Origin of the sequence: Cobetia marina, from assembly GCF_001720485.1 — a bacterium.
Lineage (GTDB): Bacteria > Pseudomonadota > Gammaproteobacteria > Pseudomonadales > Halomonadaceae > Cobetia > Cobetia marina.
Window position 1 is genome coordinate 741,274 of record NZ_CP017114.1, and the last position, 22,711, is coordinate 763,984.

Here is a 22,711-nt window from a genome sequence, read left to right on the forward strand (position 1 = left end):
TGCTGGAAGAGGGAGAACGGGACCTGCGAGCTCCATGTGCGAGGAATGATGCTCACTTGTGGCCTGAGGTGCAAATCCTCACTGATGACGGTATCCCTCGACCGACCCCTCGCAACCCCGCACCACAGGCGGCTCTACGCCCAATGTCTAGTCACGAAAACCGCTCATCTGCATGGCATTCACTTGATCACGCGCAAGAAAACGGCCAGCATGAATCCATTGAGGTGACACGATTCAGCAGTATTCGTCATCACGCCACGCCGCCGCTACCCTTGTGGTACTCGCCCCATGAAGTGCCGGTGCGTCAGATGTCACGCCCGCGCCGCACGTCACACATCCAGGCCTCTTGCCAGAGAGGGGCCTCAAGGAGCCCGCCATGCTCAGCCTTGCTCATGAGGATGTCCTCCTCGCCGCCCACGCCAATGACTGGCGCGACGCCCTGAATCAGGCCGCTGATGCCCTGGTTGCCGGTGGGCGCGCCACGCCGGCCTATCGTGAAGGTCTGCTGGCTCGCGAAGCGCAGTCTTCCACCTACCTGGGGCAGGGCATCGCGATTCCCCATGGGACACCCGACAGTCGTGAGGCCGTGCTGGCCACCGGCGTGCGTGTCCTGCAATTCCCGCAGGGGGTGGAGTGGCACGATGGCAACCGTGTCTTTCTGGTGGTGACCATCGCGGCGCAGTCCGATGAGCACCTCGATATCCTGCGTTCCCTGACGCGCGTGCTGGACCGCGAAGGCGTCAGTGAGCGCCTGGCATCCGCGACGACCGCGGAGCAGATTCTCGCCGAGCTTGGCCGCGAGGTGATTCCGCCACGTCTGGATGCCGATACCGTGCTGTGTGGCTTCCCGGCACGCGACCGCGATGAGCTGGTGCTGGCAGGCGCGGCGCGATTGCGTCAGGCCGGTTGCGTCGGGGACGGCTTTCTCACCGCGATGCTCCAGACCGAGCCGAACGCTCTGGGCCAGGGCATCTGGCTGGTGCAGTCCCGACAGGACGTGAGCCAGCCGGCGCTGTCCGTGGTCACGCCCGAGAAGGCGCTGGATACCCGTCACGGGCGCATCAACGCCGTGGCCTGTCTGGCACTGGACGCTGATGGCGGGCAGCACCGCGTGTTGCTGGAGCGTCTGCTGACGCTGCTGGAAGATGGCGCAGGCGAGCGCCTGCCGGGGCTGTCCACCTCTGCTCTGCTGGCGCGGCTGCTGGGGGAGTCCTCCACGGCACAGCTGGCGAGCGTGACGCTGCTCAATGCACATGGCCTGCATGCCCGTCCCGCCAAGCAGCTGGTGCAGGCCGCGCGGGACGCCGGCGAGAGTTTCGGCATCATTCCCTCGCTGCGCCTCGAGCAGGGGGAAGGCGGTATCGTCAGTGCCGCCAGCCTCACCAAGGTGCTGGGGCTGGGAGCACGTCGTGGCCAGACGCTGGTCTTCAGTGCCAACGGCGAGGATGCCCGGGCCAATCAGGCCGCGCTGGATGCCATGGTCGCGGCGGTCAAGGCAGGACTTGGCGAGTCCGTGGAGCCGCTGATGGACCAGCGTCCCGAGGCCAGTGCGCCGGATGCCCAGCCGGCTTCCGACAAGGTGGCAGCCCCCGAGGCCGACAGTGTCGTGCCGGCGGTGGCGGCCTCGCCGGGCATGGCCATCGCGCCCTGCTGGGTGATGTATCAGCCGCGCTTTCTCTATGAGGCGCGCAGCGATGCGGGCGCCGAGCACGAGGCCCAGCGGCTGGCGAGCGGCATCCAGACGGCGCGTGAGCAGCTGCAGGAGCTGGTCAATCGGGCCGAAGGCGCCGAGATGGCCGAGATTCTCTCCATGCACGAAGAGATGCTCGGCGACCCGGAGCTGTTTGCCGCGGCGCGCGAGAGTCTCGAGGAAGGCCACAGCGCCGAGGCTGCCTGGTGGTCCGCCATCGACAGCGCCGCGCGAGCCCAGGAAAACCTCGCGGACCGTCTGCTGGCCGAGCGTGCCGCTGACCTGCGCGACGTCGGGCGCCGTGTGCTTGGCGTGCTCACCGACACGCCGCTGCCCAGCGCCCCCGAGACGCCGCATGTGCTGGTGACCGAGGATATCGGCCCGTCGGATGTGGCGCGTCTGGATACCTCCCGGGTGCGTGGACTGGTCACGGCCCTGGGCGGGGCCACCTCGCACAGCGCGATTCTGGCGCGTTCACTGGGCATTCCGGCGGTGGTCGGGGCTGGTCCGAGCGTGCTGGCGATCGCCGATGGCAGCGAGTTGATCGTCGATGGTGAGCGCGGGCGTGTCAGCGTGATGCCTTCCGCCAGTCGCCGCGCCCGGGCCGAAGAGGCGATCGCCGGCCATGAACAGCGTCAGGCCGCGGCCTGGGAAACCCGCATGGCGCCAGCCATCACCCGGGATGGCCATCAGGTCGAGGTGGTGGCCAACCTGGGCAATACCGCGCATGCCGGCGACGCCGTCGAGCGCGGTGCCGAAGGGGTCGGCCTGCTGCGGACCGAATTCGTGTTCATGGCCCATCCGCAGGCACCGGATCTCGCCACCCAGACCGCCCAGTACGGTGAGGCACTCGATGCGCTGGATGGCCGCCCGCTGGTGGCACGCACCCTGGATGTCGGCGGTGACAAGCCGCTGCCGTACTGGCCGCTGCCGCGAGAGGACAATCCCTTCCTCGGGCTGCGTGGCATCCGTCTGGCGCTGACGCGTCCGGAAGTGCTCGAGACTCAGGTCAGGGCACTGCTGATGGCGGCGGGCTCCCGCCCGATCCGCCTGATGTTCCCGATGGTCAAGGACCTTGCCGAACTGCGCGCTGCACGTGCCATCGTCGAGCGCGTACGCAGCGAGCTGGACGCCGCCCATGAAGCCGAGCACGGCCAGCCGCTGGTGCGTGACGTGCAGGTCGGCGTGATGATCGAGATTCCCTCGGCGGCGCTGACGGCCGCCAGCATCGCTCCCGAAGTCGATTTCTTCTCGGTGGGCACCAACGATCTCACCCAGTACACCCTGGCCATCGACCGCGGCCATGCCACGCTCTCCGCACAGGCCGATGGGCTGCATCCGGCAGTACTGCGTCTGATCGAGATGACGGTGGCGGCCGCGCATGCCCATGGTGCCTGGGTCGGCGTCTGCGGTGAGCTGGCCAGTGATGATCAGGCCGTGGGTGTGCTGGTCGGCCTGGGGGTGGATGAACTGTCCGTCTCCAGTCGCCAGATTCCGCTGGTCAAGGCGCGGGTGCGTGAGCTGGATCTGACCATGGCGCGCGAACAGGCACGCGTCGCCCTGGCGCAGCCGACGTCGGAAGACGTGCGCAGTGCGCTGGACAGCCTGATCGAACAGAACGCCCAACCCCATCCCCGGCAGGAGGAGCAGGTGTGATGACAGCTTCCCATCACTCGCCATCACACTCGGCTGCTGACTGTCCCGTGCTGTGCGTGACGCTCAATCCTGCGCTGGATCTGAGCATCGGGCTGGACAGTCTGACGCTGGGAACGGTCAACCGTGCACGCAGTCATCATCTGGAAGCCGCGGGCAAGGGCATCAACGTGGCGCGCGTGCTGGCGACGCTGGGCCACCCGGTGACCTTGAGCGGCTTTCTGGGGGCCGACAATCAGGCCGATTTCACCGTGGCCTTTGCCGACTGGGGGCTGGTGGACGCCTTCGAGCGCGTGGCCGGTGCGACGCGCATCAACGTCAAGCTTGGCGAGGCCAGTGGCCGGGTCACCGACGTGAACGGTACCGGCATGCGGGTGGACGAGGACGCCCTGGCGCGCCTGGAAGCGCGCATCGATGACTGGATCGACCGCCAGCAGGCCGAGGGCAATCTGCCACGTTGTGCGGTGGTGATCGCCGGCAGTCTGCCGCCGGGGATCAGCCATGCCCAGCTGGCAGCACTGGTCAGTCGCGTGCGCGAACGCCATGTCGCCTGCTGGCTCGATACCAGCGGCGCCGCGCTGGAAGCGGGGCTGGCGGTGCCGCCCACGGCGGTGAAGCCCAATGAACAGGAGCTGGCGCTGTGGGCCGGGGAGCCGCTGGACAGTGATGCGGCCCGCGAGCGTGCGCTCAGGCGTCTGATCGATCACGGCATCGAGCAGGCGCTGATCTCCGCCGGGCCGGAAGGCGTGCTGTGGGCCAGCCCCGGCGCCGCCATGCTGCGCGCTCGGCCGCCGCGCATGCAGGTCGTCAGTACCGTCTGCGCCGGCGATACCCTGCTGGCCGCCATGCTGCATGGCGTGCTCTGTCAGCCCGATGCCTCACCCGAAGACCGCAAGCGGATTCTGCGCCATGCCACCGCACTCTCCGCCGAGGCCGTGACCCATCCCGGTCCCGGCAATCCGCTTGCCACCACACTCAAGACCCTCCAACAACACACCAGCATCGAGACATTGGCGTCTGCCGATGTCGAGACAGCCGGAGAGCCACGCCAATGAACGTCATCATCGTCACCGCCTGCCCGAGTGGCATGGCGACCACCTTCCTGGCGGCGCGCCGCCTGGAGCAGGCCGCGCGTCGTCGTGGCTGGAATCCGATCATCGACATGCGCTCGCGCATCGAACCCGAGATCACCCTCAGCGAGGCGCAGCTGGCGGAGGCGGAGCTGGTGCTGATCGCCGCATCGCCGCTGGCCAGCGTGGCGCTGGACGACTTTCTCGGCAAGCGGGTGCATCTGGCCCCCATCGAGGATGCGCTGCCGGACCCGCAGGCCTTTCTGGAGCTGGCCGACTCGCGTGCCCGGGTGCTGGAGCGCAAGGACATAGCGGCCCTCACGGACTCGGCCGCACCCGCGTCTGCTGCCGGTGGGACACCCGTCACGTCGTCCCGGGGGCCGTCCATCGTGGCGGTCACGGCCTGTCCCACCGGTGTGGCGCATACCTTCATGGCCGCCGAGGCACTGAGCGAGGCCGGGCGGACGCTGGGCTATCCGACCCGTGTCGAGACCCAGGGCTCGGTCGGTGCCCAGGATGCGCTGACCGAACAGGAGATCGCCGAGGCCGAGGTGGTGATTCTGGCCTGTGACATCGAGGTCGACCCGACCCGCTTCGCCGGCAAGCGCGTCTGGCGCACCTCCACCGGTACCGCGCTCAAGAAGCCGCGCGACACCATCGAACAGGCGCTGGAAGGTGCTGAGGTGGAATCCGCCACGGCCTCTGGCGGTCAGGGTGGCCAGCAGAAGGGCGAGAAGCGCGGCCCCTACAAGCACCTGCTGACCGGGGTGTCCTTCATGTTGCCGATGGTGGTGGCGGGCGGCTTGATGATCGCGCTGTCCTTCGTGTTCGGCATCAAGGCCTTCGAGGAGGAGGGCACGCTGGCGGCGGCGCTGATGCAGATCGGTGGTGGCTCGGCCTTCAAGCTGATGATTCCGGTACTGGCGGGCTACATCGCCTACTCGATCGCGGACCGTCCGGGGATCACGCCGGGCATGATCGGGGGCTGGCTGGCCGCGACACTGGATGCCGGGTTCCTGGGTGGCATCATCGCCGGCTTCCTCGCGGGGTACACGGCCTCGGGGCTCAGCCGCTACGTGAAGCTGCCGCAGTCCATCGAGTCGCTCAAGCCGATCCTGATCATCCCGCTGGTGGCGAGCATGGTCACCGGGCTGGTGATGATCTACGTGGTCGGCACGCCGGTGGCGGGGCTGATGACGGCGCTGACCGAGTTCCTCGAGTCCATGGGCTCGGCCAACGCGGTCCTGCTGGGCATTCTGCTCGGCGCGATGATGTGCTTTGACCTGGGTGGGCCGGTCAACAAGGCCGCCTATGCCTTCGGGGTCGGCCTGCTGGCCAGCGAGACCTACGCGCCGATGGCCGCGATCATGGCCGCGGGCATGGTGCCGGCGCTGGGCATGGGACTGGCAAGCTTCATCGCACGTTCCAAGTTCGCCGAACCGGAGCGTGAGGCCGGCAAGGCCAGCTTCATTCTCGGGCTGTGCTTCATCTCCGAGGGCGCGATTCCCTTTGCCGCCAAGGACCCGCTGCGCGTGATTCCCACCTGCATGGTCGGTGGCGCCGTGACCGGTGCCCTGTCGATGCTGGTGGGTGCCAAGCTGCTGGCGCCGCACGGTGGTCTGTTCGTACTGCTGATCCCCAATGCCATCAACGTGCCGCTGATGTATCTGGGCGCCATCGTCGCCGGCACCCTGGTGACCGCGATCAGCTATGCGATGATCAAGAAGGGCGCACAGCAGGTCGAGACCGTCGCCGCGACCTGAAATGTCCGGTGCCTCGGGTACCCGTGACGTGATGGCGCAGACATGGAAAAGCCCCCGCCGGGAGACCGGCGGGGGCTTTGCGTTGCAGGCCGAGCGTAGGCTCGGCAACGGGTGACGACTCAGTCGATGTCGGTCTGCTTGCCGATCACGCCTGGCATCACCGGGGCTTCATTGACCGTATCGTTGCGCACGAAGGCCAGATGCTGCTGATAGGCGGTGACCACTTCATCGAGCACCTGAGCACGCGACAGGCCGTTGAGCTCCTGACCGCTGCCACCCTCGGAGAGGTGGACGGCCAGACGCAGGTAGTAGTCATCGTTGGCATCGATGAAGCTCGGCGTCTGGTGACGCACCGAACGCACCTGGTAGACGAAGTTGGAGGCATCCTCGAACTCGACTTCCAGTGTCACGCGCGGCAGCGGCTCGCCCTCTGCCGTCTCTTCACTGACGGAGGAGACCTGGCCGCGACGGTTGAGCTCTTCGGCCAGCTGATTGAGTGCCGGACGAATGGAGCGCTTCAGCGTTGCCTCGGCACTGCCGCTCTTGGCGAAGTCGAGCACGTGATCCAGACGCTCGTGCCAGTCGACCCCTTCATAGACGCAGCTGTTGTCCTGACGCACGTTCTCCTTGCGGTCCTCGATCATCAGCGCCTTGTACATGCCGATCATCATGAAGATCAGCACGATGGAGAAGGGCACGGCGGTGATCACCACGGCGCTCTGCAGCGCGCTCAGCCCCCCGACCATCAGCAGAGCCAGCGTCAGCAGGCCGATGATGGCGGACCAGAAGATGCGCAGCCAGATTGGTGCATCGTGGTTGACGTCCTTGAGGATGGACGTGAAGTTGGCCAGTACCAGCGCGCCGGAGTCGGCGGAGGTCACGAAGAACACGATCCCCAGAATCGCCACCACGGCGGTGGTGATGGTGGAGTACGGCAGCTGCTCCAGGAAGGTATAGATGGTGTTCTGCGGTGCGTTCAGGGCTTCGGTGGCCAGTGCGCTGACGCCCTGGTTGGCGACCATGTCGATGGCCGAGTTACCGAAGACGCTCATCCATACCATCATGAAGCTCAACGGGATCAGCAGCGCACCGAACACGAACTGACGGATGGTGCGGCCACGTGAGATGCGCGCGAGGAACAGGCCCACGAACGGGGTCCAGGCGATCCACCAGCCCCAGAAGAACAGGGTCCAGCCGCTCATCCATTCATCGGTACCCGGTGTGTAGGCATAGGTATCGAAGCTCTTGGCGGTGAACTGGGTCAGGTAGTCACCGATGTTGAGCACCAGCGCGTTGAGCAGCTGGGAGGTGTCGCTGACGGCCAGCACGAAGATCAGCAGGGCGGTGGCCAGCAGCATGTTGAATTCGGACAGCAGGCGGATGCCCTTCTCGACACCGGTGATGACGGAAATCGTCGCCAGAATCATCACGCCGATGATCAGTGCCGCTTGCACGGCGAGGTTCTCGGGCACGCCCAGCATGAACTTGAGACCGTAGTTCAGCTGGATGACGCCGATGCCCAGTGAGGTGGCGATCCCGAACACGGTGGAGATGATGGCGAAGATATCCACGGCGTTGCCGATCGGGCCATTGATGCGGTTGCCCAGCAGCGGATAGAAGGCCGAGCGGATGGCCAGCGGCAGGCGGTGGCGATAGCTGAAGTACGCAAGCGACATGCCGGCGAGCACATAGATGCCCCAGCCGGAGAGCCCCCAGTGGAAGAAGGTTTCCACCATGGCGTTGCGGATCGCCGCCTGGGTCTCGGGGTCCCCCGTGACCGGTGCCACATAGTGGGACAGCGGCTCGGCGATGCAGTAGAACAGGATGTCGATGCCGATACCGGCGGCGAACAGCATCGCGGCCCAGGACATCAGCGAGAATTCAGGACGCGAGTCGTCCGGTCCCAGGCGGATGCGCCCGAAGCGTGAGCAGGCGATCAGCACACCGAAGACCAGATAGGCCACGATGGCCAGCATGTAGAACCAGCCGAAGGTATCGATGGTCCAGCTCAGGGCATTGCCGATCCACTGGTCAGCCAGTTCGGTGAACAGCATCGCGAAGGCGAGGAACGCCACGATACCGATGATCGATCCGTAGAAGACCGTCGGATTGATGCGACTCGAGGTCGGCGCAGCGCTCTCGGAGGAAGCGGGTTTCTGCATGAGGAACTCCTGTCATGGGGAAGTTTCACTCGTGCGTAGTGCTTTGCTGACAGCCTGCGGCTGTGGGGGCAACGGCAGGGTGTCAGCAAAGACGGACACGAACGGCACGGGCCTCGCTCAGCGCCCGTCATGGGCAGCGCTGAAGCGGTGGCAGTGTCGACTGGCAGGCGGAGGAATGGCAGGTCCATCCGCAGGCAGCAGGCGAGAACGGCCTCAAGGCGATTCACGAAGGTCGGTCGGCGGGCGCCTCGGCAACGGCATGCCTGGCGACTGTCTCGCGACCTTCATCATGGTGAACGTTCACAGGGCGCTGCTGGACGTCAGAGACTGTCTTGCGAAGATCTCTGACTCCGACATCTGCGCGGCGCGAATTCCTTCGCGGCCAGTGCCGGGTCCGCTTTCCGCTGACGGTTGCAGGCATCCCCTTGCGGCGGCTTCTGTCATGGACACCGTTGCTCAATGCCCTGTCGTTCGAGAGAACCCTCGGACGGGGGAGCTCAGCAGTCAGGAAAGCACGACTCTCATCATCACGCCATGTAATGCTCAAGGCCTCGCAAAATTATTTTAATTGATTGTTCAATAAAAATATAACCCCCATTACCCAAAAAGACAGGGGGACTGTCGCTTTCTCTTATGAACCTGTCGCGATCCGTCGGGCGCGAGCCCTCATGCCAGAGCCTCCCGTCAGGAATGTCGCGGAGAGAGACATTTCTGTCGCCAATGGACGAAAACGACACCGCCCCGACCACCAGAAGGCGGCCGGGGCGGCATCGTTTTCGCGTTTTCTTCCCCACAAGACCGATCAGGGTCACTTCATGGGGCGTGTCTGGCTGGCACCTGAAAAGGGGAGTCGCCTCTCAGGTGCCGCGCATCAGGCCTGCGGAGCCGGCTCGCCCGGTCCCTCCTGCGGACCACCGTGCGGGCCGCCATGACGCATGCCATTGGCCATGAAGGCCTCCAGCGCGTCCAGCTGTTCGGCGGACAGGACATCAGCCAGTTTCTCGCGGCCTTCCTGACGCAGTTCCAGGCGCTGCTCCTTCATCTCCTTGCGCATTTCCTGACGGGCCGCGACACGCTCCTGTCTGGTGTCGGCGTCCTTCATGGCATCCTGCATGTCGTCGTGCATCTCTTTCATGCTGTCATGCATCTCGTCACGCATTTCCTTGCGGACTTCCTTGAGCGCCTGCATCTGATCATCGCTCAGATTCCAGCTTGCCAGCAGGGCCTTCATGCCTTCGCGCTGCTGACGCTCCGCCATCTTCGGGCCGCGCTTGTCGCGCTGGTGCATCATGTCCAGCACCTTGATCTGGTCATCGTTGAGCACCTTGGCGAGGCGCTCGTGCTGCGTCTCGCGCAGTTCCTTGAAGGCGGCCTTGCGCGCTTCACGCGAGTCGAAGTCGGTCTCCTTGAGCGACTTCATGTCGTCGCGCATGGCGTCGAAGGAATCCTTGAGGGACGCACGCTGGTCCTCATCCAGGTTCCAGCTGTCGAACAGGGCGCCCATCAATGCCATGCGCTGATCGCCATCGCGTCCCATGTGCTTGCCGCCGGCCGGCTTGTCCTTCATGGCCATCGGCTTGTCGCCATGCTTGCCGGCTCTATCAGGGCGCTTGGCATCATGCTTGCCGTGCATCGGCTTGCCTGCGGCCCAGTAGGCTTCAAGCACCTTGACCTGGTTGTCGTCGAGAATCTCGGCGAGGGCCGCCTTGTGCTGGTCACGCTGGGCCTTGATGGCATCACGACGTGCTTCGCGAGAGTCGAAGGTCTGTTCCTTGAGCTGCTTGCGGCTTTCCATCTGCTGCTGCTTCAGCGTTTCGAGCTTCTGTTTCTGGGCATCGCTGAGGTGCCAGCTGGCGAGAATCTTGTCCAGGCCTGCCTGGCGGCCGGCGGCACCGTCGTGCTGTTCCTGTTGCTTGACGCCGCTGGCGGCCATGGCGGTCATCGGCAGTGCCAGGGCGGTCAGCAGACCGGAAACGATGAGCTTGCGAGAAATGCGGTTCATGGCGTACTCCGTATGTCGAGATAAAGAACTGCGTTCATGCGATATAGCGAGTATCGGCGGCGAATGTGCCGGGATTGTGCAAGTACTCGCGGGTAAGTGTGCAATGTGTCATGTCAGGATCTGCAACGCTGTCGCGGCAGCCTGCCACGAGGCCGTCAGTGCCGGGCTTGCTTGCCCGTGCTGGCCTTGTCGGGGTAGTGGCGATCGAAGTGCTGATGAAAACGGCTTGTCTGCTCGGCGTTCAGGATTCTGTCGACCTTGGCCAGATAGTCCTGACGGGCCTTGGCCAGCGCCTTTGCATCGTGGTGGCTCTCGGCCGCCTGACGCTGTTGGCGGTAGTGACGATATTGCGTGTCGAGGGTGTCGCGCTGACTGACGTTCAGGCTGATGCCATCCAGCAATACGCTCAGGGAGACATCGGCGGCGCTGGCACTGCTCACGGTCAGCGGTGACACCATCAGCATGACGCTCAGCATGCCGGCACTGATCAGACGAGTGCGAGGACGCGCACGCTTGGCAGGACGGTGGGACATGGCGAATACCTCACTTGTGGCGTGAGCCCGAGCCTATGCGGCAGTCGATGTCGCGTACTCAGGCAGTGATGACAGTATCCGTCGCAGTTGGACAGCAAGTTAGCACCGCGGGTGCAACAAAAACGCAACCGCCGTCTGTGGTCACAGACGGCGGCTGTCATGTTGCTGAAAGGTTCGCGGGCCTGGGGAGAGGCGGGGAGTCAGTCCAGCACGTCAGGCTCGAACTTGTAGCCGACGCCATAGATGGAGCGGATCACGTCGCGCTCCGGCCAGGCACTGGCGATCTTGCGGCGCAGCTTCTTGACGTGGGAATCCACGGTGCGCTCCGAGACGATGCGGTGATCCCGGTACATGTGGTCCATCAGCTGATCACGGGAGAAGATGCGCCCCGGTGATTGCATCATCACCTTGAGCAGCTGGAACTCGACGGCGGTCAGCCCCAGGTCATGGCCATCCGCCAGGGCCTGCCAGCCTTCTTCGTTGAGCGTCAGCTGGCCCTTGGCGGAGCTTTGCGAGAGCGTCTGGTCGAGTGCCTGGCTGCGACGCAGCACGGCCTTGATGCGGGCGACCACCTCGCGCGGGCTGAAGGGTTTGCAGATGTAGTCATCGGCGCCCAGCTCCAGCCCCAGCAGGCGATCCACTTCCTCGACGCGGGCGGTCAGCATCACGATGGGCAGCAGGGCGTCTTCAGCGCGCAGCTGACGGCACAGGGTGAGGCCATCGGTGCCCGGCAGCATCAGGTCGAGCAGGACCAGTGCCGGTCTCTCGTCATTGACCGCGGCGATGACGGCATTGCCATCATCCACGTGGCGGGTGCGATAACCGCTGCCATTCAGATAATCGCACAGCAGGCTGGCGATCTTGGGCTCATCCTCGACCACCAGAATCAGTGGCTTGCGAGATTGTGCCTGGTCATCGGAGTGGTCGGCGTGAATGTCGCTCATGGTCAAGAGTCCTTGCGGATGAAAAAGAGTCAGTCTCAAGTAGACAACAGCGGCAGGCGAATGTCCCATCGCAGCCCGCCCAGTGTGGAGTGCCCCGGCACCAGCTCGCCTTCATGGGCACTCACTAGCGCGCTGGCGATGGCCAGCCCCAGCCCGCTGCCACCGCTTGAGCGATTGCGCGAGTTCTCGACGCGATACAGTCGCTCTGTGAGGTGGGCAAGCTCGGCGTCCGGCACGCCGGGGCTGGAATCCTCCCAGCGCACGATCGCCCAGCCGGGGTGGCCGGCTCCCTGGGCGGGGCTGGCGGCTTCGTGCAGCAGACTGACCTTGAGCCTGCCCGGTGCATCGGTATAGGCACGGGTGTTGCTGGCCAGGTTGCTCCACAGCTGATGCAGGCGTTGCGTGTCGCCCAGCACCCGCAGCGGCAGCGGGATGTCGGTCTCCAGTGCGATCCCGGCATCCGCCAGCCAGCCGCGCAGGTCGTCCAGGCTGTCACGGAGCTGGGTATCCAGCGCCAGCGGCTCGCGCCAGGCTTCCAGCGTACCGGCATCGCTCTGTGCCAGCAGGCGCAGGTCCGCCACCAGGCGATTGAGGGCGTCCACCTCCTGGGCCAGCGAGCCGAGGCTTGAATGGCTCATCGGGCGGAAGCCATCCTGCATGGCTTCAATCTCGCCCTTGAGCACCGCCAGGGGAGTCCGCAACTCGTGGGAGATGTCGCTGACCCAGCGCTGGCGGGAATCGCGATTGCTCTCCAGTGTCGCCGCCAGGGCATTGAAGTCCTCGGCCAGCCGCGACAGCTCATCCTGCCCGCGGACCGGCAGACGGGTGGCATAGTCGCCACTCGACAGGCGATTGGCACCAGAGGCCAGGTCACGGACGCGGTGCCCCAGCCACCAGGCGATCCCGGCGGCCGCCAGCAGCGAGGCGAAGGCGGATGAGAGCATGATGATGGCCAGATCGCGCGACTGACGTTCCAGATACTGGTCCTTGCCGCGCTTCAGCATCTCGCTTACCGGCAGATAGCCGAGTTCTCCGATCTTGCTGCCATCAAGCATCAGGTCCTTGAACTGCATGCCGGGAATGGGGCGCGGTGCCCCATTGAGACGCTGGCCATCGGCATCACGCAGCATGTAATCCTGTGGGCGCGTCATGTTGGGCCCCAGCAGCATGGCCTGCTCTCCGACCGGCGGGCGCGACATGCCGGGGCCGGGCATCATGCTGTCCTCCCGTCCCGGCGGGCGCGACATGCCGGGGCCGGGCATCATGCTGTCCTCCCGGCCTGGCGGCGGTGACATGCCGGGCCCGGGCATCATGCCGTCCTCTTCGCTCGGCGGGCGGGAGTGCACGATACGCCCCCAGTTGCGCCGACTCTTGAGCCATTGCCAACTGCCCTCGGCGGCATAGGCGCTGATCAGGTCCGTCGAGATCATCTCGACGCGCTCCTGCTGGGTCTGCTGCAGGTACTCGGCGAAGCCCTTGTCCATGCTCTTGGAAATGAACAGGTAGATGCTGCCGCCGATCACGACATTGGTCAGCAGCAGGATCACGAACAGGCGGACCGAAAGTCTCGAGCGCAGGGCGGTCACGGGTTGGATCATGACGCACGTTCCTCCTGAGACGGGGTGCGGGGCGGCAGTCCCAGCAGGCGACGCAGGCTGTGCTGCAGGTCTTCCAGCAGCAGATAGAGCGACGGCACCAGGATCAGCAGGATGACCGTCGCGAACAGGATGCCGAAGCCGATGGAAACGGCCATCGGGATCATGAAGCGAGCCTGGCGCGAGGTCTCGAAGATCATCGGCGCGAGACCGAAGAAGGTGGTCAGCGTGGTCAACAGGATCGGGCGCAGACGTCGCGTGGCGGCCATGATGATCGCCTCACGCGCACTGGCTCCGGCCAGCCGCTGGCGGTTGGCATAGTCGATGAGGACCAGCGCATCGTTGATGACGATGCCCGACAGCGCCAGCATGCCCATCAGGCTGATCACCGATAGCCCGTAGCCCATCAGTTGATGGCCGATCACCGCGCCGATCAGGCCGAAGGGGATCGCCGTCATCACCAGCAGCGGCTGCAGATAGCTTCTGAAGGGCAGGGCCAGCAGCAGATAGAGCGCCGCCAGGGTCAGCAGCAATGAGACCTGCAGGGACCCCAGATTGTCGGCGGTCTCCTCCTGACGCCCGCCATAGCCGATGCTCAGAGTTGGATACTGACTCTTCAGCTCGGGATAGACATCGCTTTCCAGACTGGTGATCACCTGACTGACCGCATCGGACGGCGTGACGTTGGCGGTGACCTCGATCACGCGGCGACCATCGATGCGCAGGATGCTGGAGGCAGCGCGCCCCTGTTGGATGTCGGCTACCAGTCCCAGCGGCACGCTGACGCCGTCGGCCGTCTGCACGCCGAAATTCTCCAGCTGGGCCAGACTCGCGCGCTGGGCTTCGGGCAACAGCACCTTGACCTCGACCTCATTGCGACCCTGCTGCTGCTTGAGTGCCGTGGCGCCGGACAGCGGTCCGCGCAGCTGGTTGGCCAGCGTCGCGCCGTCCAGTCCCAGCGAGCGTCCATAGGCATTGAGCTGCAGATAGAGCTCGCGCTTGCCGTCATCCAGGCCGCTGTCGATATCCGACAGCGAGCTGTAATCCTCAAGCGAGGTCGCCAGGGTCGCGGCGGCCGCCATCAGCGCGGCACTGTCGGAGGATGACAGTCGAATGGTGAGGCCCGCGCCGCGTCCCGGCCCGCCGATATCGGACTCGAACAGCAGCGATTCGGTATTGGCGATGGTGCCTGCTTCCTCGCGCCAGGCCTTGATCAGCTGCGAGGGCGACCAGTTGTTCTCCACCGTGGTGTCCAGATTGGCGATGATGCTCAGCGAGTTGCCTTCTATCTCGGCGCTGGTGGAAAAGACCGCCAGGTCGGCTTCGCGCTCGCGCACGCGGTCCAGCGCCGCCAGCAGCAGGGTGCGCACTTCGCGGTCCTGGCTGATCGGGCTGCCCACCGGCAGATTGGCGGTGACGCCGGCACGGTTGGATTCCACGCGTGGCATCAGCGAGAAGCCGAGACGGCCACTGGCCATCCAGGCCATCGCCAGCACCAGCAGCGCCAGGCCACAGATGGCGGTCAGGCCACGGTAGTTCAGACATCCCTCGAGGAAGGGCTGGAAGCGCTGACGCGTGAAGCGCTCAAGTCCGTGCTGGACGCCGTGACGCACGCGGTCCAGCGGTGCCAGCCAGCGAATCGGCTTTTCGCTGGTGTGTCCCAGGTGCGCGGGCAGGATGAAGATCGCCTCGATCCAGCTCAGCGCGAAGATGCTGATCACCACCAGCGGGATGATGCCGAATACCAGCCCGAGGAAGCCGGGCAGGAACAGCAGCGGAATGAAGGCCACGATGTTGGACAGGATCGAGAACGCCAGTGGCACCGCGATCTCGCGTGCGCCGAGGATGGCGGCTTCGCGCATGCTGGCGCCGCGCTCGCGATGCGAGTGGATGTTCTCGCCGACGATGATGGCGTCATCCACCACGATGCCCAGCGCGATGATGAAGGCGAACATCGAGATCATGTTGATGGACACGCCGACCAGCGGCAGGAACAGCATCGCGCCCAGGAAGGCCGTGGGGATGCCCAGGGTGACCCAGAAGGCGAGGCGCGCCTCCAGGAACAGGCCCAGCAGCACCAGTACCAGCACCAGCCCCATCCAGGCGTTCTTGAGCAACAGTTCCAGACGGTCCTGATAGACCAGCGAATCATCGTCCTCGACACTCAGCGTCAGGCCGCGCGGCAGGCTGGCGGACAGCTCCGGCAGCATCGCCATGGTCGCGGCGGACAGCTCGTTGGGTGTCTGGGAGCCGACCTGATAGATGTCCAGGCCGATCGCCGGCTCACCGTCATAGAGCACTTCCTTGTCACTGTCGGCGAAACCGTCGGTGACGGTGGCGATATCGCCCAGGCGGATGACATTGCCTTCCTGACTGGAGATCACCGGCAGCTGCGCGAACTCGGCGGCACCGTCGCGCCGCGCCTCGTAGCGCACCAGGTACTCGCCCTGCTGGGTGTCCAGGCTGCCGCCGGCCAGGTTGAGCGCCTGATTGCCGATCAGGCTGGCCACATCCTGATGCGAGAGGCCGTAACGGCGCAGCGCTCCTTCCTCCAGTGACACGTGCACTTCCCGGTCACGGATGCCGGTCAGCTCCACCTTGGTGATGTCGTTGCTGTCCAGCAGGCTCAGGCGCAGACGCTCGGCGACGTTGCGCAGGGTCTGGTCATCCGTCTGGCCGTGCAGCTTGAGTTCCATCACGCTGCGCGAGCGACCTGCCAGCGAGTAGACGGGCGGGTCGGACTCATCGGGCAGGGTAGTGATGCTGTCGATGGCCTGCTGGATGTCCTGGTAGGCGCGCATGGTCTCGACGCCATCCTGAAGCTCGATGGACAGTGAGCCGAGGCCTTCCTCGGCCGTGGCGGTGATCTCCTCGATCCCCTCCACGTCCTGCACCGCGGATTCCATGGCCTGCAACAGACTCTCGGACACTTCATCGGGGGTCGCGCCGGAATAGCTGACGCTGACGTTGATGATCTCGAGCTCGAAGGAGGGGAAGACCTCCTTCTTGATCTGGCTGGACATCAGCAGACCGCCGAGAATCAGACACAACATCAGCAGGTTGGCGGCGACACCATGATCATGCATCCAGCGGATGGGGCCCTTGAGGCGCGACGGTGCCGTCATGAGTCACTTCCGGTGGTCGTGGCGCGCTTGTCGGCAACCGGGGCGTTCTTGTCACCAGTCGCGGTGTCCTGCTCAACTGTCGCGGTGCTCTTGTCGCCAGCCGTCGTCTTGTCGTCAGCCGCCTTGTTATCAGGGGTCCTGGTGGTCGGCGTCGGCGCATCACCGCGGGCACGCAGCGCCATGCCGGCCTCGACATTGCTCAAGGCACTCACGATGACCCGCTCGCCATCGCTCAAGCCTCCGGCGATCAGCAGGGTGTCGTTGCCCAGATGGCGCACGCCCACCGCACGTTTCTCCAGATAGCCATCCTCCGTCAGCACCCAGACCTGCTGGCCGCTGCGCAGGGCGCTGACCGGCAGCTCGATCAGCGATGCGGTGCGCTGAGGTGTCAGAGTCGCTTCCACCACATCGCCCAGGCGCAGGGCCGGCGTGCTGGCGCGCGCCTCCTCGGAGACGTCGAGCGCCAATGGGTCTTCCACTGCCACCATCACCTGGGTCAGCAGGCCGTTGTCCTCCAGGGACGGCAGGACGCTCCACACTTCGCCGCGCCGATGCTGGCCCTCCGGCCATGCCTTGCTGGACAGCAGGACCGGCGTGCCCTGACCGTCACGGGCATGGGTCGAGAGCCATTCCATGTCGGCCTGCGGGAGATTGAGACGCACCCAGAAGCGGTCGGTGGCCACCAGCGTCAGCAGGTCGGTGAAGGCGTTGAGGTCACTGCCTTCGCCGACCAGACGCTCGCTGATCAGGCCGTCATAGGGCGCGCGGATTTCGGTACGTTCCAGATTGAGTCTGGCCTGGTCGCGGCTGGCGCGGGCACTGTCCACCGCGGCCTGAGCCGACTTGAGCTGAGGCTCGCGCAGCACCAGCGCTTTCTGCGCCGCCGGCAGGTTGCGACCGAAGGTCTTGTATTCCGAGGCCGCGCGGATCTGCTCGCCCTTTTCCGAGGCGAGGCTGGCTTCTGCCGCGGCGAGATCCGCCTCGGCCTGACGCAGTGCCAGCTGGTAATCCAGCTGGTCGAGGCTCGCCAGCAGCTGGTTCGCGCGGACTTCACGGCCCGCCTCGATGCCCTCGGGGAAGGGGGCCAGCTGACCGCTGACCCGGGTGGATACGGTCGTCTGACGATCGGCGATCACGCGGCCGTAGCCTTCCAGTGTCGGTGCACTGGCCGTATGGCTGACCGTCACCACTTCCACGCTGGGAACCGGGGCGTCACTGGGCGCACGCTTGGGGGCGCCGGGGCGGTGGGTCATCCACCAGGCCGCCAGCGCTATCGCCAGCGCGAGAATGATCAGCGCCAGCAGGCGCATCCAGATCAGACGGCGGGAGGAGGGTGGCTTGCTGCCAGTGGCGGAGGGTGGCGATGCCGGGGTTGGCGACTCAGGGCTGTTGTCCATGCGGACTCCGGACGAAAGATGTCAGGCCCTGATGCGCAACGGCCTCTGACCAGTCGCGAGAGCGCCGGGCAGAGACGTAGGATCATGGGCCAGAATGGCGGACGAAAGGGTGGATGATCGCATGATGTCATGCAGGCGCAATGCAAAAGTGGGAAATAGCGTGCAAGACGCGCGATAGGGAATTCTGGCATTTGCCAGGCACAAAAAAAGCTGCCACACGCCGTGGCAGCTTTTCGTCAGCGCTCCGGGTCGCGGGTGTCTAGAGGAACAGCCCGATCAGCAGCGCCATGCTGACGCCGATCACGCCGATCAACGTCTCCATCACCGTCCAGCTTTTCAGGGTGTCCTTCTCGGTCAGGCCGAAGTAGCGGCTGACCAGCCAGAAGCCGGAGTCATTGACGTGACTGAGCACGGTGGCGCCACTGGCGATGGCGATCACCACCAGTCCCAGCACCGGACCGGACAGCGCCAGCGTATCGATGACCGGCGCCATCAGGCCGGCGGCGGTGATCATCGCCACGGTAGCCGAGCCCTGGATGACACGCACCGCGGTGGCGATCAGGAAGGCGAGCAGGATCGGTGGCAGATTGCTGTCGGCCATCAGGGTGCCGAGCACGTCACCGACGCCTGAGTCGATCAGCATCTGCTTGAAGACACCGCCAGCCCCGGTGACCAGAATGATGATGCCGGCCGGCTCGAGTGCCTTGGTGGCGACTTCCATCACCTGTTCACGCGTCATGCCGCGACGCGTGCCCAGCAAGGTGAAGGCCATCAGCGTGGCCAGACTCAGCGCCACGAAGGGATGGCCGAGAAAGCCCAGCCAGCCGACCAGCGGACTGTCGTCACCGAACAGGAAGCCGGAGACGGTGTTGAGCACGATCAGCGCCAGCGGCAGCAGCACGATGGACAGGATCAACCCGAAGCCCGGGGCGCGCTGATTGACCTCTTCATCGCTCATCACGCTGCCGGCATTTTCCATGTACTCCGGGATCTTGGCATCGATACGCTTGGCGATGAAGCGACCGAAGATCGGGCCCGCGACAATCATCGCCGGCAGACCGCACAGCGCCCCGAACAGGATCACGTAGCCGAGGTCGGCGCCGATCAGCTTGGCGACCGCGATCGGCCCCGGGGTCGGCGGAATGAAGGAGTGGGTGACGGCCAGACCGGCCAGCAGCGGAATGCCGTAATAGAGCAGCGAGCGGCCGCTGCGACGCGCCAGTGCATAGACCAGCGGCACCAGGATGATGAAGGCCACATCCAGGAATACCGGAATCGCGACCAGGAAGCCGGTCAGCGCCAGCGCCCACTGGGAACGTGAGGTCCCGAAGCGCCCCAGCAGGGTATTGGCCATGCGGTCGACGCCGCCGGACACTTCCAGCATCTTGCCGAACATCGCGCCGAGCCCGACCACGGTGGCCACGAAGCCCAGGGTGTTGCCCATGCCGTTGGTGACGGAATCGATGATGGCATCGGGCTGCATGCCGGTGGCCAGTCCGACCCCCAGACTCACCACCAGCAGGGCAACGAAGGCATGCAGGCGCAGGCGCATGACGAGGTAAAGCAGCAGCAGAATGCCGCCGAGGGCGGCAAGGACGAGGGTGCTATCTGGGGACATGATGGCGAACTCTTGCGGCTGGCAACGGCGTGATCATCGGCCATTGCCCAAAGGCGTATTGTGTGAGGCGTCGTGGGTCGTGCAGGATGAAAGTTACCGGTAACATTAACGCTTACGCAATGATCCGAAAGGTGCATGAGGGACAAAAGTCTGTCGCGTCTGGCAGCTGACTGTCCGCCAACGGGCAGTCGCTCAGTGCGCGACAGCCGTCCCGAGGCGCCGGAGAAGGGATTGATCGGCAACATCGGGTACGCTGGTGGGCCATCGTTTTCATTCAGGGGGAGAGGGTTTTCATGCAGCAGCAGGCAGAAGGAGCATCAGCGGTCGCGTCGATGCCGACCAGGTCAGAGGCTCTGGCCGCTCAGGGTGGCGTGCGTCTGGTGGTCATGGGGGTGTCGGGCTGTGGCAAGTCACACGTCGGGCAGCAGCTGGCGGCGTGCCTGGGCGCGCAGTTCATCGATGGTGACGATTATCACGGTGAGGCCAACGTGGCCAAGATGGCGCGCGGCATCCCGCTGGATGACGATGATCGCCACGGCTGGCTGGCCCGTCTGGCCGAGCTGATCGAGGATGCGCGTCGCGACGGGCGCAGTCTGGTACTGGCCTGCTCGTCCTTGAAGCGACGTTATCGGGATCAACTGCGTGGCGGGGACCCCGCGCTGGGCTTCGTGTTCCTCGAAGGCTCGCGCGAGCTGCTGCTGGAACGCCTTGAGGCGCGGACCGATCATTTCTTCAAGGGCGCTGACATGCTCGACAACCAGCTGGCGACGCTCGAGGTGCCCGGCGACGATGAAGGGCGCATCCACACCCTCGACATCAGCGCCACGCCTCAGGCGCTGGTCGAGAGTGTCTGTCAGCAGATCCTCGACGCGCCGGAGCGCTAGTCAGCCGCCAGACGTCTCACGGCGACAGGTTACTGCCGCGTATCACAACTAGAGGCTGCCACCACGTATTCACGAGGACAGGCTACCGCCAGTCTGCAGGCTGAAGCCCAGGTCTTCCCACAGGCCGTGGGGCGTGGCGTCGAGATCGCCGCTCAAGCGCGCCAGCAGCAGGGCGGCGGCGCGTTCGCCGATCTTTCGGCGCGGCGTGACCACGCTGGCAAGCGCAGGCCAGGTGCCACGGGTCATCTCCAGACCATTGAAGCCGGCCAGCGCCAGCCGTGCCGGCACTTCCAGGCCGCGACGCTGACACTCGAACAGTGCACCGGCGGCCAGGTCGTCGTTGCAGCAGAAGACGGCGTCGAGATTCGGCCACCGAGTCAGCATCTCGTCCAGCAATTCGCCGCCCAGCTTGACGCTTGAGGGTGCCGGAGTGGTCATCAGGTACTCCTGTGACAGGCCGGCGGCCTCGACGGCGGCGCGCCAGCCCGCCAGACGCTGCTCGACGCGGCGGTCCATGCGCGCGGCCAGAAAGCCGATGTGCCGGCGGCCGCTCTCGATCATCGCCTCCGCCATGGCGCGGCCGGCGGCGTGCTGATCCAGCCCCACCGCCATGTCCAGTGGCGCCTCACGCTTTTCCATGCACTCCACCACGGCACAGCCGGAGCGCGCGATCATCTCGGTGACGCGTTCGCTGTGGCGGCTGCCGCACAGCACCAGACCGTCCACGCCGAACGAGAGCCAGGTCTCGATCAGGCGCTCCTCTTCTTCCATCGAATAGCCGGTATGGCCGATCAGCAGCTGATAGCCGGCGGCGGCCAGCGGTGCCTCAAGCCCTCGATGCAGTTCCGAGAACACGGCATTGGACAGTGACGGGATCAGCAGCGCGATCAGCCGGGAGCGACCACTGGCGAGGCTGCCGGCCTGGCGGTTGGGCATGTAACCCAGTTCGCGGGCGCACTCCCGTACCCGCTCGCGCATGGCGGCGGAGACCTTTTCGGGCTGGTTGAGCGCGCGCGAGACCGTGACCTTGGTCACGCCCAGGCGAGCGGCGATGTCGGCGAGCGTCACGCGTCTGGGGCGCGGTGGAGTGTGATGCAGAGGCGGCATGGCAATGTCAGGCGCTGGAAAGAGAGAGGCCGAGTGTCACCGTTCCGGGGTGTCATCGGCAAGGACCACGACGTCAGACGTGGCTGAGCGAGAGCAGGAACAGGATCATCGGCGGCGAGGCCAGCGAGAGCAGAAAGCCGGATACGACGGCCACGGGCACGCAGGCAACGCCGCCGGTCTGCTGGATGACCGGCAAAGTGAAGTCCATCGAGGTCGCGCCGCCGAAGCCGATGGCCAGCGGCGTGAAGCGTTGGATGGTCAGCGGGATCAACAGGAAGGCGAGCAGTTCGCGGCTCAGGTCATTGAAGAAGGCTGCGCCACCCAGAATCGGCCCGAGCTGATCACCGATCAGGATGCCTGACAGCGAATACCAGCCGAAACCGGCCGACATCGCCATGCCCTGATTCCAGTCGAGTGCCAGAAGCGGTGCCGCCAGCAGTCCGCCCAGCAGCGAGCTCGCCATCACCGTCAGCGCGATGAACAGGCCATGGCGGTTGAGCAGGATCTGGCGCAGGCTCATGCCGGAGCTTCTCAGCTGGCAGCCGATCAGCGCCAGCAGGGCATAGAGTGCCCACTCGGCCAGGGTGTCGGTGTCGAGCGAGATCTCCATCAGTCCCAGCACGACGCCCGCCGCGACGCCCAGCGCGACCGCCGCCGCCAGTGTCAGGGAGCCGGACAGCGCTTCCCAGCGGGTCATCGGCGCTCCCTCCACCACGCGTGAGGCATCCGCACGCAGTGCACTGCGGCGTGACAGCGCCCACAGTGCCAGCAGATTCAATGGCGTGATGATGGCGAACAGAATCACCGCCTGCCCGCTCATGGCGGCCATGCCGGCGCCGAGTTGCTCCAGCCCGGCAAGCCCCATGCCCATCAGGAACAGGATGACGTAGATCGAGGCATTCACCAGCTGATTGACGACCGCCAGACGTGCGGGCTGCTCGATACGCACCAGATAGCCGAGAATCAGCGGCAGCAGGATGAAGATGAGACCCGAGAGCATGACCCTTCCTTGTCATTGGCCGTCGACAGGACCAGAGCGACGTAAGCGATTGATTGTCAGTGAGTATCACTGGGAAGGGTTACTGTAACGATTGCCGGGGACAGAGGGTATCCCCGGGAGTGGATCCTGCGCGATAACTGCTGATGGGGGGTCAGCGCGGCTTATGCC

At 65.3% G+C, this 22,711-nt stretch carries 14 protein-coding genes; 4 read left to right on the plus strand and 10 right to left on the minus strand.

Going from position 1 to position 22,711, the window contains the following annotated elements; genetic code table 11:
• Positions 1-376: 376 nt before the first annotated feature.
• The 3 genes from ptsP to BFX80_RS03240 are packed head-to-tail and all read left to right on the plus strand — an operon-like array spanning position 377 to position 6,176.
• The gene (gene ptsP, locus BFX80_RS03230) at positions 377-3,346 is read left to right on the plus strand and encodes a phosphoenolpyruvate--protein phosphotransferase (protein WP_077378373.1); all 2,970 of its coding nucleotides are present in this window, start codon (positions 377-379) and stop codon (positions 3,344-3,346) included.
• The gene (locus BFX80_RS03235; protein WP_084207928.1) at positions 3,346-4,398 is read left to right on the plus strand and encodes a 1-phosphofructokinase family hexose kinase; all 1,053 of its coding nucleotides are present in this window, start codon (positions 3,346-3,348) and stop codon (positions 4,396-4,398) included. The genes ptsP and BFX80_RS03235 overlap by 1 nt, the downstream gene beginning before the upstream one ends.
• Complete coding sequence (locus tag BFX80_RS03240) at positions 4,395-6,176, plus strand: PTS fructose-like transporter subunit IIB (RefSeq protein ID WP_084207929.1); 1,782 nt, start codon at positions 4,395-4,397, stop codon at positions 6,174-6,176. The genes BFX80_RS03235 and BFX80_RS03240 overlap by 4 nt, the downstream gene beginning before the upstream one ends.
• 119 nt (positions 6,177-6,295) lie before the next feature.
• Here BFX80_RS03240 and betT read toward each other — a convergent pair whose 3' ends face one another.
• The 8 genes from betT to BFX80_RS03280 form a co-directional block, all read right to left on the minus strand.
• Entirely contained in the window at positions 6,296-8,338 is a 2,043-nt protein-coding gene (gene betT, locus BFX80_RS03245; RefSeq protein ID WP_077378383.1) for a choline BCCT transporter BetT, read from the minus strand.
• Between the two features lie 871 nt (positions 8,339-9,209).
• Positions 9,210-10,340, minus strand: coding sequence for a hypothetical protein (locus BFX80_RS03250; RefSeq protein WP_084207930.1), 1,131 nt, complete (start codon positions 10,338-10,340; stop codon positions 9,210-9,212).
• 155 nt (positions 10,341-10,495) lie between these two features.
• A complete protein-coding gene (locus tag BFX80_RS03255) occupies positions 10,496-10,873 on the minus strand; it encodes a hypothetical protein (RefSeq protein ID WP_077378389.1) in 378 nt (125 codons plus the stop codon).
• Between the two features lie 200 nt (positions 10,874-11,073).
• A complete protein-coding gene (locus BFX80_RS03260; RefSeq protein ID WP_084207931.1) occupies positions 11,074-11,817 on the minus strand; it encodes a response regulator in 744 nt (247 codons plus the stop codon).
• Between the two features lie 35 nt (positions 11,818-11,852).
• A complete protein-coding gene (locus BFX80_RS03265; protein WP_077378395.1) occupies positions 11,853-13,415 on the minus strand; it encodes a HAMP domain-containing histidine kinase in 1,563 nt (520 codons plus the stop codon).
• Positions 13,412-16,537 (minus strand): efflux RND transporter permease subunit, encoded by a 3,126-nt coding sequence (locus BFX80_RS03270; protein ID WP_084207932.1) that lies wholly within the window; start codon positions 16,535-16,537, stop codon positions 13,412-13,414. Before BFX80_RS03270 ends, BFX80_RS03265 begins: the two co-directional genes overlap by 4 nt.
• Positions 16,534-17,934 carry an efflux RND transporter periplasmic adaptor subunit gene (locus BFX80_RS03275; RefSeq protein ID WP_084207933.1) on the minus strand — a complete coding sequence of 467 codons (1,401 nt, stop codon included), beginning with the start codon at positions 17,932-17,934 and terminating at the stop codon, positions 16,534-16,536. Before BFX80_RS03275 ends, BFX80_RS03270 begins: the two co-directional genes overlap by 4 nt.
• Positions 17,935-18,193: 259 nt before the next feature.
• Positions 18,194-19,552: a GntT/GntP/DsdX family permease gene (locus BFX80_RS03280; RefSeq protein WP_077378405.1), complete on the minus strand. Its 1,359-nt coding sequence runs from the start codon at positions 19,550-19,552 to the stop codon at positions 18,194-18,196.
• A gap of 332 nt (positions 19,553-19,884) precedes the next feature.
• On the opposite strand from BFX80_RS03280, the gene BFX80_RS03285 reads away from it, so the two are divergent.
• Entirely contained in the window at positions 19,885-20,436 is a 552-nt protein-coding gene (locus BFX80_RS03285; RefSeq protein WP_084207934.1) for a gluconokinase, read from the plus strand.
• Between the two features lie 69 nt (positions 20,437-20,505).
• On the opposite strand, the gene BFX80_RS03290 is transcribed toward BFX80_RS03285, so the two are convergent.
• Together BFX80_RS03290 and BFX80_RS03295 are read right to left on the minus strand one after the other, a co-directional pair.
• Positions 20,506-21,543 (minus strand): LacI family DNA-binding transcriptional regulator, encoded by a 1,038-nt coding sequence (locus BFX80_RS03290; protein ID WP_084207935.1) that lies wholly within the window; start codon positions 21,541-21,543, stop codon positions 20,506-20,508.
• Between the two features lie 73 nt (positions 21,544-21,616).
• Positions 21,617-22,543 (minus strand): lysine exporter LysO family protein, encoded by a 927-nt coding sequence (locus BFX80_RS03295; RefSeq protein WP_077378410.1) that lies wholly within the window; start codon positions 22,541-22,543, stop codon positions 21,617-21,619.
• Positions 22,544-22,711 lie beyond the last annotated feature (168 nt).